Raw genomic sequence first — 15,073 nt, forward strand, 5'->3', positions numbered from 1 at the left:
CGGGGCGCTCAGAATTGGTAAACCTCCAGCGTGCGTTCACCTTCGCGCAATCTGCGCATCACGTCCGCTTCGAGCCTTTCGCGTCGTCCGGCGGTCTCCACGACCTCCCGGGCAAGCGCGCGCGGGATAGCCACCACGCCGTCGGCATCGCCGACGACAAGGTCGCCCGGCTGCACAGTGACGCCTTCGAACAGAACAGGGGCGTTGATCCAGCCGATGGCCCGCTGGTCCTTGCCGGTGCCGCGGATGCTCAGGCCGCGGGCAAAGATCGGCAGGCCCACATCGCGCAGCACCTCGCCATCACGCACGCAGCCGTCGATCACCAGCCCACCCAGGCCACGCGCCTGCGCCGCAGTCGACATGATTTCGCCCCAGTAGCCGTAGTCATAGACGCCACTCGCGTGCACCACCAGCACGTCGCCTGGCTGCGCCACGTAGATCGCGCGGTGCACCCACAGGTTGTCGCCACCCGGGGAATGCACCGTCACCGCCGGCCCGCAGACGCGCAGGCCCTGAGTCACCGGCTTGATCGCGGTGGGTAGCACGCCGATGCGGCCACCCGCCTCATGCAGCGTCGAGGCGGGCAGTCGGGACGCCGCCGCCACTGTGGCGGCGTCTACGCGCTCGATGTCCGCGCGAATGGTCGGCCCGGAAAGAGGGGTGCGCGGCGCCGGTTCGTCCATCACGGGACCTCCCTCGTCTGCAGCTGGTGGTAGCCGTGCTTGGCGCGCGCCTCGCGCAGCGACATGCCGCTGCGCACGGCCTGACGGATCGCGTCCTCGGCGGACTGGATTGCCTCTGCGCTGGCGAGCACCTGCTCCTCGAAGGCGCGCGGGATTACGACCACGCCGTCAGCGTCGCCGCGCACCAGGTCGCCCGGGCAGACGCGCGCATTTCCGATGGTGACGGGGACGCCGGTAGCCTCGACCTGGACGCGGTCCTTGCCGGTGCGCATCCAGCTGTCGCGGCTGTAGATCGGGTAGTTCAGTTCCAGGCAGAGCGAGACGTCGCGGTTGATGCCGTCGATCACGGTGCCCGCGATTCCCTTGTGGCTCGCGATCTCCGTCAGGATGTCGCCCCAAACCGTGGCGTCGTCGCGGCCGCCGTTGTCCAGCACCACGACCGACCCGGCTTCGATGTCGTCGATGTAATCCCCGACGGTGCCCGGTGGTGAGCCAGCCGGCCCGTACAGCAGGGTCCAGGCGCGCCCCGTCATGCGGAACTGCGGCGAGCGCGGCTTGATGCGATGACACTGGCCCACCAGGCCGTGCTTGTCGAGCGCATCGCTCAAGGTGGCTGTGTCGAGCCGGGTGGCCCGATCGATGTTCGCGTCCGTCATTGCGTCCTCCACTGCGCTGCGTCCGCCGAGGGCTGCAGCATGTTCTCGTAGTTCGCTCCCATCACTTCGGAGATGGGGGTGCCGCCCAGCAGGGCCTTGGCCATGGCCGCCTCGCGCGCGAACAGCGCCTCGGCTGCACCTAGCACGCGATCGATGTCGGCAGCCAAGATGAACACCACGCCGCTGCGGTCGGCAATCACATAGTCACCCGCGCAGACCCGTACGTCGCCGACCGTGACGGGTTCGCCGGTGTCCGCCTCCACCACGCGCCCCCGAGCAGTGCGTGCAGTGGAACCGCGCGAGAACACAGGGAAGTCATAGGCGACGGCTTCGTCGAGGTCGCGCACCAGGCCTTCGGCGATCACCCCTGCGATGCCACGCAGTTTGGCGCCCAGCGTGAGAATTCCGCCCCAGCTGCCGGCGTCCATGCCGGTGCGCTGTTCGGCCACCAGCACGTCGCCGGGCTGGGCCCGTTCAATGGCGGTCGTGCCGAGGTGGCGGGCCGGGCCGGCCGCGGCCGGACGCTGGCCATGCTCCACCAGCCGGTAGGTCATCACGCGACCCGCGATGCGGCCGGAGCCGGCGCGCTGCTCCAGCCCGCTGACGCTTCCCGACAGCCCCAGCTTGTCCATCGCATCCGACACCGCGCAGGCGTCCAGCCGCTTCAGTCTCGTGACGGCGTCTTCCATTGTCATGGCTTCACCGCGGGAATCGTTTCGAACTCGACGTTCACGAGCTGGCCGCCGCGGCGCTCGACGCGACGGATGTACACGTTCTGGGTGATGTCGCGGCTCCTGGCGTCCAGCTGGATCGGTCCTCGCGGGCTTTCCATCTTCAGGTTGCCCAGGATCTCCATGGTGCGGTCCAGGGTGGGCTTCCCGTTCTGCTCCTGGACCGCCTTGTAGATCGCCGCCATCGCGTCGTAGGCGCCGGCGGAGATGTAGGTGGGCAGCGCGCCGTTGTTTACCTCGGCAAAAGCCTTGACGAATCTCTCATTGACCGGCGTGGCGTGGGTTTCGGTGTAGTGGTGGCTGCTGATGATCCCGAGAGCGTTGTCACCCACGATAGGCAGGTTGTTGGGCGCAGTAATGCCGCCGTCGGCCAGGATCTTCACCTTGGCATCCACCAGGCCGCCATCCTTGAACGCCTTGAGGAAGGACTTGGCCGTGTCGCCGTTCGGCAGGAACAGGTATACCGCGTCGGCCTTTGCGTCCCGAATGCGCCGCACGTAGGGCGAGAACTCCACATTCGACAGCGGCACGCGAAGCTTCTCGACCACTTGGCCGCCGCCTTCGGTGAAGGTGCGGGTGAACGCGTTCTCGGCGTCGATGCCAGGAGCGTAGTCGGCGACGATGGTGAAGGCGCGCTTGCTGCCGTTCTTGGCCGCCCAATCGCCCAGCGGCGCCGTCACCTGGGCCATCGTGAACGAAACCCGCACCGCGTTGGGAATCTTCGCCATGATCCCCGAGGTGGCCGCGTTCATGATCACGAAGGGGGTCTTGGTCGCACCGCTCACCTGCCCGGCAGCCAGCGCGTTCGGCGTGAAAATCACGCCCGTGAGGAAATCGACCTTGTCACGCACCACCAGCTCGGTGGCGACGCGCTTGGCCAGTTCCGGCATCGGCTCGGGCACGTCGCGGCGGATAATCTCCACCTTGCGCCCGGCCACGGTGTCGCCGTGGATCTTGAGGAAGGCCTTGATGCCTTGGTCGAAGGCAGCGCCGCCGCTCTCGTAGGAAGAGCCGGAGAACGGGCCGATCAGGCCGATCTTCAGGGGCGGCTCGGCGGCGCCGGCGGGGCCGCCGAGAAGGGCGGCGGTGACCAGCAGGCCGGAAGCGAGGATGGGGTTCATGCGTGTCTCCTTTGGGTGAAATAGTCGCAGCTGTGCCTGCGTCAGGCCCCCGCGGGCAGCGGGACCTGGCTGTGCACGTGGATCTCGCGGCGCTCGCGCGCCGACTGCAGCAGCGCCAGCATGGCTTCGGTGCCGGCCTTGCCCCAGTGGCCGTCGTGGCGCGGTCGGGTACCGGCGCGCAGCGCCTGACGCAGGTCCGCGAACAGGCCCTCATAGCCCGAGCCGCGCGGCAGCGCGAGGGAATGAGCGCCGTCGGCGTCGTACAGGCCCAGCCCCTCGGGACTTACCTTCAACTCGCCGCCGTCGCAGGTGGCGATGGTCGTTCCGAAGTGCGGCGGATGCGGCGCAAGTTGGCGCCTGAGTTGCAGCACGCCGTAGGCCAGGCGCTCGGCTCGCAGCTCCCCTTCGTCTACGCCTTCATCGCCCGCGCGCGCGCGCCGCGCGCTGCCGTGGCGCGGCTGTTTGGGTTCGCCGCCTTCGCCAACCCAGCCGTGCAGCTCGTCGCTGTCGAAGTAGTCGGCGCCGCTGTAAACCATCGACGCGGCGGTGCCGTCCTCGAACTCGAGGAAAGCAGTCGCGGCGGCCTCGGTCGGCCGCGCTGCATCGAGCACGGCGCAGCCGGCGCGCACGCTGCGCAGCAGGCCGCCGCCGAGCGTGCGAAGGATGTCAAGCTGGTGCGGCAGCTGGTTGAAGACGATGCCGCCGCCGCGCGCAGTGTCGAGTTCCTCCGCCCGGCGCGGACGGTAGAGAAAGTCGGTGTAGTTCAGGGTGGCCAGCAGACGCAGCCGGCCCAAGCGGCCGCTCGCGATGATGCGCCGCATCGCCCGGATAGCGGGGTCGTAGGCGTGCGTGTGACCCACCAGCAGCTGCACGCCGTGCGTGCGGGCGGCCTGCAGGATCACGTCGCAATCGGCGAGCGTGAGGGCCATCGGCTTCTCGATCACGACGTGCTTGCCGTGGCTGGCCGCCATTACCGCGTGCTCGGCATGGAACTGGTGCGGCGTGCCGACGTAGACCGCCTCCACATCCGGGTCTTTGCAAAGTTGCTCGAGGTCGGCGTAGGTCGGCACGCCGAAGTCCCGGGCGAACGCGGCGCGCGGCGCTTCCCGCGTGTCCGCCGCCGCCACCAGCTGGATACCGGGGGCTAGCGATGCCGCGCGCACCATCAGCGTCCCCGCCAGACCGAGTCCGCCGATGCCGAGCCGCACCGCAGAACCCGGCACCGCGGGTTCCGTCAGTGCGCAAGCAAGCGCGTCGTTAGCGTGTTCCATCGCCAGCCTCAACCCGCGCCCTGCCCGCCGGCCATGCTGCCAGGAAGTCGTCGAACTCAGCCTGCGGCGCCAGCGCCGACATTGACAGTGGCGCGTACAGTTTGCCGTCGTGCGGCTGTGGCGGCTCTATTCCCCTCTGTAGGTCCTTGGCCATCTTGACCAGGATGCGGCGCGCGGTGATCACCGGTCCGTCTGAGGGCACCAGCATCTCGCGCGAGCGGTCGACAATTCGACCCGGACCCAAGCCTAAGCCGCTGGGCATGTTTTCCTGCAACGCCCGGTCCTGGTCGGTGACCGTGGAGATGCCGGAAAAATTGACCTTCTTCTGACGCTCGCGATCCAGCTGGTAGTCGTTGGACTTGCGCGCCAGTGGCACCCAGGTGTCAATGACGTAGCCATCGTCCAGTTCAACCGCCATCGACTCCTTCGGTGGTGGGAAGGAGGGGCCGGCCTCGAGGTAGGCCCACTCCTCACTGGTGAAAGGGCGATCGGCTCGGTAGGTGTAGTTGAAAACCATCACATTGTGATCGTCCACCGGCACCCAGGCGCGGCCGGAGCGCGGGTACTCGCCGTTGGGGATCATGCTGTACATCGGCACGAACCATTGAGTCACGCGCCAGAGGTAGTCGCCGGAGTCGTTGTTGCGGCGGGCGCCGTAGACCAGGCCGTAAGGGGTCTCGCGAATCGTCATGACCGGGGAGCCGTCACGGGTACCAGGCGGGATCGGCGCCGTCACCTTGACAAGCGCCTTGTGGCCCCAGGACACCGGGTCGAACTCGCGGTGCAGGAAGCTGATGTGCGAGCTGTCAATCTCGCCCTCCATGCCCTGGGCCCAGTTGGTGCGCTGCAACCAGCGTGCCACGTGGTTCTGATCGGGCGGCACCGCGGTCCACTCGAAGCCGGGCATCTGCGGCTCGCGCTCGCCCGGACCCATATAGACCCAGACGAACCCGCCCGCTTCTCGCGTGGGATAGCCCGTGATGGCGGCCTTTTGCTTCAACGCGGCGACGTTGAAGCTGGCCGGAAGGTTGGGAATTTCCACGCACTGGCCGGTCACGTCGAACTTCCAGCCGTGGTAGACGCAGCGAAGGCCCCCTTCCTCGTTGCGGCCGAAGTAGAGAGGGGCTAGCTTGTGCGGACAGTAGGCAGCGATGATGCCGACCCGGCCCTCGCTGTCGCGGAACGCCACCAGGTCCTCGCCGAGCAGCCGCAGCCGGCGCGGCCCGGAGTCGGGCACCGGCAGCTCGGAGGTCAGCAGCGCCGGCAGCCAGAAGCGCCGGAACAGTTCGCCCATGGGCGTGCCCTTGCCGACGCGGCAGAGGGTCTCGTTGTCTTCGTTCGAAAGCATGGGTCTCACTCCATCCAGGCGCCCGGGGCGGGCGAGTTGTTGCCCGCTAGGGGCGGTGTGGTGATGGCGTCACCGATGTTTGCCACAGATTCGCCTCGCTTGTCATGCAAGGCGCGCTGCAAGGCGGCGGCAATTGCGTCGCGACCCAGATCGCAGGTGATGAACACGATGCGTGAGCGGTGGTCGGCGTCGGGCCAGGCGCGTAGCGCCACAGGTTCGTGCAGGAGGTGGCGCACACCGTGCACCGCCAGCGGCCGGGCTTCGCCCTCGACGGCGAGCAGTCCCTTGACGCGTAGCAGCCGCTCGCCATGGAAAAAGGCGAGGCTGCCAAGCCAATGGCTGACCAACTCCCAGTCCAGCGGCTGCTCGAAGCTGAACACGTGTGATGCCACCCGCGCGTCGTGCGGCGCTGGCCCGTACTCGTGGCCGTGCTGGAGGTGATCGCAGTGCTCATCGCAGGCGTGCGCTGCCGGCTGCGGCACGGCCACGCGCGGCTGCGGCATCGGCAGCAGCACCTCCGGACTGGCGTCGCCTGCGATGACCGAGAGCAGTTCCGCATCAGGGTTGATGCGCAGCAGGCGCTCGCGCAGCCGCAGCAGCTCGCCTGGGTGCGCCAAGTCGCCCTTGGTCAGCACGAGGCGGTCCGCCACCGCAACCTGCCGCACCGATTCCAGGTGGGCGTCGAGCGTCTGCAGGCCATGCACGCCGTCGACCGTGGTCACCACGGCCCCGATGCTGAAGGCCTGCGCCAGCCGGGGGTCCATGATCAGCGTGGCAAGAATGGGGCCGGGATCCGCCAGGCCGGTGGTCTCTATCACCACCCGCTTGATCGGCGGCAGCTGGCCGCCTTGCGATCGCAGCAACAGGCCGTGCAGCGTCGCCGCGAGGCCGTCGCGCATGCTGCAGCAGATGCAGCCGCTGTCCAGCAGCACGGTCTCGCCCTCCAGCCGTTCCAGCAAGTGGTGGTCCAGCCCCACCTGCCCGAACTCGTTGATCACCACGGCTGTGCCAGCCATCGCGGGCTCGGCGAGCCGACGCGCCAGCAGCGTCGTCTTGCCGCTGCCGAGGAAGCCGGTGAGCACGGTCACCGGGATCGGGATGGATTGCGTCATCACAGGTCGAGCACCAGGGTATCGCTCCTGCTGCCGGAGCAGCAGACCATGATTCGCGTGTTGCGGGCCTGTTCTTCAGGGCTGAGCACGAGATCGCGGTGCTCCGGCTCTCCTGCCAACACAGGCACCTCGCAACTGCCGCAGACGCCCTCCATGCAGGAGTAAGGCACTTCCACCCCGGCATCCAGCAACGTCTGCAGGATGCTCCGGCCAGGCGCCACCAGCAGACGCACTTTGCGCCGGGCGAGCTGCACCGCGAAGCCGCCGGCTACCGCCGCCTCGTTCGGGTTGGCGAAATACTCGACGTGGACGCACTCGCGCCGTCTCTGCGCGGTGGCCGCCTGGAAGGCCTGGATCATGCCGGTCGGCCCGCAGCAGTAGAAGTGGGTCTCGCTGGCGTGGCGCGACTGCAGCCCGGCGAGATCGAGCGCGCTGGCGCCAGGCTCATGGTCGAAGTTCAGGTGGACCCGGGCGCGGGCCGTCGGCGCCAGGGCCTCAACGCGATCGAGCAGTGCCGCCTGCTGGCGCGTGCGGGCGCAGTAGTGAAGCTCCCAGGAGCGACCCAGCGTCTGCAGCCGTTGCACCATGCACCACAGCGGCGTGATGCCAATCCCTCCGGCCACCAGCACCGTATGCGGCGCGGCTTCGGCCAGCTGGAAGTTGTTGCGCGGGCCGGCGATGCCCATCGTCTGGCCGACACGCAGTTCGTGGGCTGCGCGTGAGCCGCCACGGCCGTTGGCATCGAGCTGCACGGCTACTACGTAGCGGTGGCGCTCGTCCTGCGAGTTGAGCAGCGAGTAGCTGCGCACCAGTCCGCCAGGCAGGTGCAGGTCGATGTGCGCGCCGGCCGTGAAGGCCGGGAGCAGCTGGCCGTCAAGCGGCCGCAGCTCGAACGACAGCACACCTGCGGCTTCGAGGGTGATCGACCGGACGAGGACATGGAAGGTTGGAGACATGGGAATCAGGCGACGCCGATCAGGCGGTTGAGGGTTTCGGGGCTGGCGAGCAGGCTCGCGCTGTCGGACGCGTGCACCACCCGCCCGCGCTCGAGGACCACGGCTTGGCGCGTGAGCTCCAACGCCAGGCGCGCGTGCTGTTCGACCACGATTACCGACAGGCCGGAGTCGCTGACGAGGCGGCGCAGCACGCCCAGCAATTCCTGCACGATCAGCGGTGCCAGGCCCTCCATGGGCTCGTCGAGCAGCAGCACGCGAGGATTGGTCATCAACGCACGGGCGATGGCGAGCATCTGCTGCTCGCCGCCCGATAGCTGGTTGCCCATGTTGCGGCGGCGCTCCGCGAGACGCGGAAACAGCTGGTAGACGCGTGGGATGTCCCACTCCCCGGGTCGCGCCGCCACCTGCAGGTGCTCCGCTACGCTCAGCGACGGGAACATCAGCCGGTCCTGCGGCACCCAGCCGATGCCGGCGCGCACCCGCTCATGCGGCAAGACGCGCTGCAGGTCACGCCCCTGCCAGTGCACCGCGCCGCCGTGCAGGGCGGTGAAGCCCATCAGAGTCAGCAGGAGGGTTGACTTGCCGACGCCGTTGCGCCCGAGCAGCGCCAGGCTGCCGCCGGCCGCGAGCGACACCGAAACGTCCTCCAGCACCACCGACGCTCCGTAGCCGGCGGTGACGCGATCGAGCACCAGCAGCTCACTCATGGACGGCCTCGCCCAGGTAGACCTCGCGCACTCGCGGGTCGGCCGCGATCTGCGCCGGCGTGCCTTCGCACAGCACCTCGCCGCCGGTGAGCACGGTGATCTGCTCCGCAAACCGGAACACCAGCCCCATGTCGTGCTCGATGAAGAGGATCGTGACGTCGCGCGGCAGCGCGGCGATCACTTCGAACAGTTCTGCGCTCTCGGCCGAGGGGATGCCGGCGGCCGGTTCATCCAGCAGCAGCACCCGCGGCCTGGTGGCGAGTGCGAGCGCGATCTCAACCAGCCGCTGGCGGCCGTACGCCAAGGTGCGAGTGGGGGCGTCGGCTTCGCGCGTCAGCTTCAGCATGGCCAGGAGCGCCATCGCCTCATCGGTCTCGTCTCGCAGGCTGGCGACGGTGCGCAGCAGGCGGTTCTGAAGGCCCTTGCGTTCGCAGATGGCAAGCAGCACCGACTCCAGCACCGTGAGGCCGGCGAACAGGGTATTGATCTGGAAGGTGCGCGTCATGCCGCGCTTGACCCGCAGGTGCTGGGGCAGCCGCGTGATGTCCTCGTCCCCCAGCAAAACTCGGCCGGCGGTCGGCGCGATCGCGCCCGTGAGCAGGTTGATCAGCGTGGTCTTGCCGGCGCCGTTGGGGCCGATCAGGGCGTGGCGCGCACCGGGGTGCAGCGTCAGGCTGACGTCCTTGTTGGCGTCGAACAGGCCCCAGCGCTTGCCCAGGCCTTCGGTGCGTAGCGTGGGCGTGGTCATCGCCCACCCTTGTCGCGCAGCAGCGCGATGCGGCGATGGAGGACATCCAGGCCGCCCATGATGCCGCCGCGGGCGAACAGCACGATCACGATCAGCAGCAGGCCGATCCAGAATTGCCAGTAGACCGGATTGAGGTTGGCCAGGAAGTGGTGCGCCAGCAGGAAGACGATCGCGCCGAGCAGCGCGCCGTACAAGCGCCCGGTGCCGCCGAGGATCAAGATCATCAGCAATTCGGCGGAGCGGTGGAAACCGAGCGAGTCGAGCGCCACGAACTGGGTGGTCTGAGCCAGCAGGCCCCCCGCCACCCCCGCTGCCGTCGCACTGATGGTGAAGGCGATAACCAGCTTGCGACGGACATCGGCGCCGATCGCCGGCATGCGCTTCTCGCCTTCGCGGATTCCGAGCAGGCCCAGGCCGAAGGGGGACTGCACCAGCCGGCGCATCAGCACGAACACCAACACGAGGACCGCCAGGATGTAGAAGAACGCGGTGCGGCCGTAGATATCGAACTCGAAGAGGCCCAGCAGCTTGTGCATGGCCATCCCCGAGAGCCCGTCGGCACCGCCAGTGATGAACGCGGCCCTGTTGGCCAGTTCGTACAGCATCATGCCGATGCCCAGCGTCACCATCAGCCGTGCGAGGTCGCCGCCGCGCACCACCAGAAAGCTGACGGACAGGCCGAAGAGCCCCGCGGCAAGGCCTGCCGCGAGCAGCCCGCTGAGGGGCTCGCCCCAACCATGGACGGACAGCAGTCCCGCGGTATAGGCGCCGACGCCGAAGAACGCGGCGTGTCCGAGCGAGGCGATGCGCGCGTAGCCGACGATCAGGTCCAGCGAGAGCGCGAACAGGCCGACGATCATCATCTGGTTGATCAACAGCAGGTGCTCGGGAAAGACCAGATAGGCCGCCACCGGCAACAGCCAGAACAGCAGTTCGGCGGGGCGCCAGGCGCCGTTGGCCAGGCGGGGGGCTGCGGCTGGGACAGCGACCTGCTCGAGGGGCTGTGCGTGCCGCAGGGTACTCATGCCGCCCTCCGCACCAGCCCTGCGGGGAACAAAATCATCAGCAGCACCATCAGGGCATAAATGATGAAAGCGCCTGCGGCAGGCACGTAGTACTTGCCGACCGTGTCGAGCACGCCCAGCAGCATCGCCGCGAGCAACGGGCCCTTCATGCTCGACGTGCCGCCGACGGCGACCACCAGCAGGAAGTACACGAGGTACTTGTAGGCGAACGTGGGATGCAGGCCAAGCAGCTCCACTCCGAGTCCGCCACCGAGGCCGGCGAGGCCGGACCCGAGCGCAAAGGCAAGGCTGAACACCCGGTCGACATTGATGCCGCTGCCCGCCGAGGCCTGCGGGCTGTCCACGGCAGCGCGTACTTCGGCGCCAAAACGTGTGCGCTCGAGCAGCCAGGTAAGGGCCACCATTGTGACCAGGACCAATGCGATCAGAAACAGGCGATAAGTGCCAAGGCTGAAGGGCCCGACCTGCAGCTGACCCTGCATCCACGACGGCAGCTGGATCATCTGCTGAGCGGGGCCGAAAACGTAGGTCAGCGCTGCGACGGCCACGGAGGTGAGGCCCATCGAGAACAGCACCTGGTCGAGATGGCTCGCGCGGTACAAGCGGCGATAGAGGGTTCGCTCCAGCACCAGCCCGATCGCGGCGGAGAGCAGGAAGGCCGCCGGCAGCGTCGCGAGGAAAGGCCAGCCGAAGCGATTGAGCAACACCACGCAGGCATAGCCGCCCACCATGGCGAAGGCGCCGTGGGCCAGGTTGACGAAATTCATCAGGCCCATCGTCACGGACAGGCCCACACTGATCAGGAACAGCAGTGCGCCGTAGGCGATACCGTCGAAGAGCACTCCTGCCAGGCTGGTCACTGCGAGTTCTCCGGCTCCCAATAGGCAAAGCCCATGGCATTGCCTGTGCCCGCCTCGGAGCGGTAGCAGGGGACATAGTCGACGATGGTCGCGGGCCAGCCAAGTTCGGCCATGGCCCCGGCCAGCGGGATCCAGTTCTTGATCTCCGACGATCCGGACTGGTACAGGTCTTCGCTGACCGCGTCGAGCGCATCACCATCGCCGGCCCGCAGCGCGTCGAGCACCATGTGATCGAGCTTCTCGTCGATCACGAAGTGGCTCAATCCGCCCGAGGCGATCAGCGCCACACGTTCCGAACCAGGCCAAGCCTGCACTGCACGCAGCACCGCTTGGCCGAAGAGGCGGCAGCGGGACGCCGTGGGCTGATTGGGCGGGTAGAACGTGTTGGTGAACAGCGGCACCGAAGCCACCGGCCGGTCATTCATGATCTGGCGATAGACGAAGCCGAATGCATGTGGGACGGTCGGGTGCCGCGACGGGAACTCCTTGAGTGCCGCCACGTCGAAGCCCGCGGCCGTCAGCGAGCGGATAATGTGGCTGCCTAGCGCCGCGTGCCCGCTGTAGTCGGCGCCCTGCGGCGGGATGTGACCCGCCACGGAGATGGCAATCCCCGGCGGCAGCTTGCCCATCTTCTCGGGGTCGTATTCCTGATTTCGGATGGTCTCGCCGCAGTAGACGGCGAAGGCGGGAATGTTGTCCTCGCCGAACAGTTCCATCTGATCGTTGCCGAAGATCACGGCCACGTCCGGCCGCACGCGCTCGAAAACCCTCGCCAGCGCGCCTATTGCACGGCGACAGCTGGCATGCTTGTCGCGCCAAGCCTCCGGCGAAACTTGCTGTGCAATGCCTTCGCCGGCGCGCAACGCCACAAGTTCGTCGAAGGTGTGGGTGCGGCCCCGATAGGCGTGCGCGTGATTGGCCTTGTCGGCCACTACCCGTAGCCCCCACTGTTCCGGGGGCGTCGAGAGCATGGGACCATGAGATGTCGCCAACCCGAGCACGATCTGCGTCACGATAAATTCCTCTTCTGCCTGCTGGCTTATTAGTCGATGTTGAGGTTGAACACCTTCTTCGCATTACCCTCGAAGATCATGTATTTCTCCTCGGCGCTCAGCCACTCGAAGCCTTCGATCAGGCCGCGGATGTCGTCGAATGTGCGCCCGGTCGCGGGATTGATCGCGGACCCGACGCCGGGGCACTCCGAGCCGAACAGGCAACGATCGGGGCCGACGGTTTCGATCAGCAGGCGCAGCGCCCCCTGTGTGTAAAGGACGGTGTCGTAGTAGAGCTTCCGCATGCCTTCGGAGAAGCGTCGGCCGGAGCGCATCGCGCCGGATTCGAACCGGCCCAGCTGGTAAGGCATGGCGCCCCCGCCATGCGACATCACGATCTTCAACTGCGGAAAGTCGGTGAACACGCTGGAATTGACCAGGTTGTACACCGCGATCGATTCCTCGTTGATGAAGTGCATGGTGTACGGCGAGCGATCCGAATGAGAACCGGTAGCGTGTACATGCGCCGGCATGTCCAGCTCGCACAGCTTCTCGTACAGCGGGTACCAGTAGCGGTCGCCCAGGCCTGGCGCCTCAGTGCCGCTGTTCTCGTACGGATCCGGATTTAGCAACACACCCTTGAAGCCAAGCTTCGCCACCCGTTCCAGCTCCGGCAGCACTCCCTCGACCGGCTCTCCGGCGACTTGGGGCAATCCGGCGATGGCAAAGAACTGCTTCGGCAGCAGCATCACTTGGCGATGGATGACCGTGTTGACCTCCTCGCAGAACCAGTGCACCAGCCTCCCCGGCTTCTGCGAATGCATCATCTGGAAGGGACGGGGCGAGATCAGCTGCAGGTCGGTGCCGACGCGCTTGAGCATGTCGAGGTGACCGGCGGGAGCCATCTCCTTCTTGTTCATTGCTTCCAACAACTCATCGTCGCTCACGGTCACGCTGCCCCGGCCGTGCGACCCGCGATGCGACAGGATGGAAGCTTTGTAGGCCCAGAGTTCGGTGGGCGGGCTGACGTGGCCGTGGCAGTCGATAATCATTGCGTTGAATGTGTTTGACGAAGAGTTGCAGGCACTGTACAAGTCGGGGAATTGGTTGGAAACAATGGTTCGGATTGGTTTTGAAAACTCAGTACAACCCCCTAGAGCGCGCGCAGGATTCGCTGGATGACCGGCCCGAAATCGCGGAAACCGTCGCCCGTCTGCGAACCCACATAGAAATCATGATGCAGCGGCGCGAGCGCAAGCTGCCCCCAGAACGGCAGTTGTCTGCGGAGTTCGGCGTCGGCCGCAGTGCGATCCGCAAGGCCCTGACGATCCTGGAGAATGACCGGGTCGTGGTTCGCCACGTGGGGCGCGGCACGTTCGTAGGCAGTGGCGCCGGCATCGCGCCGCCCCAGCTGCAGGCGCTGGCGCTTGGCGGGGCTCTCGCGATCGACAGTTCGGTCGGTTTGAGCCCGCGCGAGCTGCTCGAGGTGCGCTATGCGCTGGAGCCGGCCATCGCGGAGCTTGCGGCGCTCGCGGCTCGGGCCGCCGACTTGGAGCACATGCGCGATTGCATGCGGCGCCGCGAGGAGGCTTCGGATCTTGATGCCTACGAGCATTGGGACTTCGCGCTGCACATGTCGATCGCCAAGGCCACACACAACAGCGTGCTAATCGAGATGCTCGACCTCGTTAACCGCCTGCGGCGCTCCGCCGGCTGGCGCAGATTTCGCAGGCCCTCGATCAAGCCGGGCCAGCGCATCAAGTCCAATGCGCAGCATCGGGCAATCGTGCAGGCGATTGCGGGAGCGGATCCGCAGGCTGCCTTCGCCGCCATGCGCGCACACCTCGATAACGTGTCCGGGCTTTACCGGCGTTACTCTGATGTGGTCAGCGCCGAAGATGCGATCCTGGGCGAGAAGTAGCCGCGACGCTTCGGCGGGCTGGGGCATATACAGGCCCGCGGCGCGCAAGCGGGCAACAGTTCGGATGTCAATGACTCGGACGCGCCACTGCCTGCTTGGGCGCTGTTCCTTCTGGGTGGTGCTTTGCTCGGTGTGCTGCGCAGGCGCCGTGCCTGAGCGCAGCACCGGACGCGGCACAGGCGGTGCGTGCCGCACAAAAGCGCCCGGTGGATCCTGCCGTTCGATCGATGAACCGGCAGCTTCGCGAGTTGCGGATGGCCTGTTTGTGGAAAAAATGTATGCGCGAATACAAAACGGCAGGCTGAACATCTGCCACCTCGCAGATCCTGCGCATGGGCATTTTGTTTACCAGTAAATTCAGCACCAACTCGTTTACTTCCGGTTGGCGCTGGCGCAGCGTCGCACGCTGGGAAACCGTGAAGGTTTGTTTGCACACCTTGCATCGGTACCGCGCCGAGCCACCTCGGCTTTTGCCGAACGACTGGTAGCCGTCGGAGTTGAAAAGTCCATGGTTGACGCATGAGGCGTTCCGACATGCCGCGCCTTCGGGCTGCATAAAGGGTGCTCGTTGTCTCTCAAACTCCTCTAGCGTCGCTCGATTGCTCTTCAGCGTAAAGCTTTGGTTGCAACGCATGCAGTAGATGGTCGATTCTGACGACACACCAATGGCCCGGTAACCATCGACTGAAGCTCTTCCTGACCCCGCTTCTGCCTGCGGTGGTGCTCCGAAGTTCTCGCACTCTAGATTGCGACAGAAATTGAGCTGAAGGCCCTCGTGCTCCAGGGGGACACGCCCTTGACCCCCTGCGTTTCTGCGTTTGTAGCTTCTTGCCAAAAAAGAACCCCCGGTGAATACCGAGGGTTCGTAAGCGCGCGGCGAACCCATCTTGACGCACCGGATGGTCAATCGTCTGTAGCGTTGACCTCGTCGGTAATTCTGCC

The 15,073-nt window shown here is 66.7% G+C and carries 16 protein-coding genes; 2 read left to right on the forward strand and 14 right to left on the reverse strand.

Features of this window, described 5'->3' with window-relative positions; translation table 11 throughout:
- Positions 1–8 precede the first annotated feature (8 nt).
- Genes ACTIF6_RS26130 through ACTIF6_RS26195 form a run of 14 tightly spaced genes read right to left on the reverse strand, consistent with a single transcriptional unit; the run spans position 9 to position 13,262 of the window.
- Positions 9–683 (reverse strand): 4-carboxy-4-hydroxy-2-oxoadipate aldolase/oxaloacetate decarboxylase, encoded by a 675-nt coding sequence (locus ACTIF6_RS26130; RefSeq protein ID WP_439590658.1) that lies wholly within the window; start codon positions 681–683, stop codon positions 9–11.
- Positions 683–1,339: an RraA family protein gene (locus tag ACTIF6_RS26135; RefSeq protein ID WP_439590644.1), complete on the reverse strand. Its 657-nt coding sequence runs from the start codon at positions 1,337–1,339 to the stop codon at positions 683–685. The genes ACTIF6_RS26130 and ACTIF6_RS26135 overlap by 1 nt, the downstream gene beginning before the upstream one ends.
- A complete protein-coding gene (locus ACTIF6_RS26140; protein ID WP_439590645.1) occupies positions 1,336–2,034 on the reverse strand; it encodes an RraA family protein in 699 nt (232 codons plus the stop codon). Before ACTIF6_RS26140 ends, ACTIF6_RS26135 begins: the two co-directional genes overlap by 4 nt.
- Positions 2,031–3,191, reverse strand: a complete 1,161-nt coding sequence (locus tag ACTIF6_RS26145) for an ABC transporter substrate-binding protein (RefSeq protein ID WP_439590646.1) — start codon at positions 3,189–3,191, stop codon at positions 2,031–2,033. The genes ACTIF6_RS26140 and ACTIF6_RS26145 overlap by 4 nt, the downstream gene beginning before the upstream one ends.
- A 41-nt stretch (positions 3,192–3,232) precedes the next feature.
- Positions 3,233–4,462 carry a Gfo/Idh/MocA family protein gene (locus tag ACTIF6_RS26150; RefSeq protein ID WP_439590647.1) on the reverse strand — a complete coding sequence of 410 codons (1,230 nt, stop codon included), beginning with the start codon at positions 4,460–4,462 and terminating at the stop codon, positions 3,233–3,235.
- Positions 4,449–5,810, reverse strand: coding sequence for a Rieske 2Fe-2S domain-containing protein (locus ACTIF6_RS26155; RefSeq protein ID WP_439590648.1), 1,362 nt, complete (start codon positions 5,808–5,810; stop codon positions 4,449–4,451). The genes ACTIF6_RS26150 and ACTIF6_RS26155 overlap by 14 nt, the downstream gene beginning before the upstream one ends.
- A 5-nt stretch (positions 5,811–5,815) precedes the next feature.
- Positions 5,816–6,922: a CobW family GTP-binding protein gene (locus ACTIF6_RS26160; protein WP_439590649.1), complete on the reverse strand. Its 1,107-nt coding sequence runs from the start codon at positions 6,920–6,922 to the stop codon at positions 5,816–5,818.
- Positions 6,922–7,878: a PDR/VanB family oxidoreductase gene (locus tag ACTIF6_RS26165; RefSeq protein ID WP_439590650.1), complete on the reverse strand. Its 957-nt coding sequence runs from the start codon at positions 7,876–7,878 to the stop codon at positions 6,922–6,924. The genes ACTIF6_RS26160 and ACTIF6_RS26165 overlap by 1 nt, the downstream gene beginning before the upstream one ends.
- A 5-nt stretch (positions 7,879–7,883) precedes the next feature.
- Positions 7,884–8,585 carry an ABC transporter ATP-binding protein gene (locus ACTIF6_RS26170; protein ID WP_439590651.1) on the reverse strand — a complete coding sequence of 234 codons (702 nt, stop codon included), beginning with the start codon at positions 8,583–8,585 and terminating at the stop codon, positions 7,884–7,886.
- Positions 8,578–9,333: an ABC transporter ATP-binding protein gene (locus tag ACTIF6_RS26175; protein WP_439590652.1), complete on the reverse strand. Its 756-nt coding sequence runs from the start codon at positions 9,331–9,333 to the stop codon at positions 8,578–8,580. The genes ACTIF6_RS26170 and ACTIF6_RS26175 overlap by 8 nt, the downstream gene beginning before the upstream one ends.
- Positions 9,330–10,358 carry a branched-chain amino acid ABC transporter permease gene (locus ACTIF6_RS26180; RefSeq protein ID WP_439590653.1) on the reverse strand — a complete coding sequence of 343 codons (1,029 nt, stop codon included), beginning with the start codon at positions 10,356–10,358 and terminating at the stop codon, positions 9,330–9,332. The genes ACTIF6_RS26175 and ACTIF6_RS26180 overlap by 4 nt, the downstream gene beginning before the upstream one ends.
- A complete protein-coding gene (locus tag ACTIF6_RS26185; protein ID WP_439590654.1) occupies positions 10,355–11,218 on the reverse strand; it encodes a branched-chain amino acid ABC transporter permease in 864 nt (287 codons plus the stop codon). Before ACTIF6_RS26185 ends, ACTIF6_RS26180 begins: the two co-directional genes overlap by 4 nt.
- Positions 11,215–12,231, reverse strand: a complete 1,017-nt coding sequence (locus ACTIF6_RS26190) for a protocatechuate 3,4-dioxygenase (protein WP_439590655.1) — start codon at positions 12,229–12,231, stop codon at positions 11,215–11,217. The genes ACTIF6_RS26185 and ACTIF6_RS26190 overlap by 4 nt, the downstream gene beginning before the upstream one ends.
- A 29-nt stretch (positions 12,232–12,260) precedes the next feature.
- Positions 12,261–13,262: an amidohydrolase family protein gene (locus tag ACTIF6_RS26195; protein ID WP_439590656.1), complete on the reverse strand. Its 1,002-nt coding sequence runs from the start codon at positions 13,260–13,262 to the stop codon at positions 12,261–12,263.
- Between the two features lie 80 nt (positions 13,263–13,342).
- Here ACTIF6_RS26195 and ACTIF6_RS26200 point away from each other — a divergent pair, with 80 nt between their 5' ends.
- On the forward strand, positions 13,343–14,131 hold the full coding sequence (locus ACTIF6_RS26200) for a FadR/GntR family transcriptional regulator (RefSeq protein WP_439590657.1): 789 nt from the start codon (positions 13,343–13,345) through the stop codon (positions 14,129–14,131).
- A gap of 102 nt (positions 14,132–14,233) precedes the next feature.
- Complete coding sequence (locus tag ACTIF6_RS26205; RefSeq protein WP_439590659.1) at positions 14,234–14,287, forward strand: hypothetical protein; 54 nt, start codon at positions 14,234–14,236, stop codon at positions 14,285–14,287.
- Positions 14,288–15,073 lie beyond the last annotated feature (786 nt).

The sequence above is a fragment of the Hydrogenophaga sp. genome, assembly GCF_051860785.1.
GTDB lineage: Bacteria > Pseudomonadota > Gammaproteobacteria > Burkholderiales > Burkholderiaceae_C > Hydrogenophaga.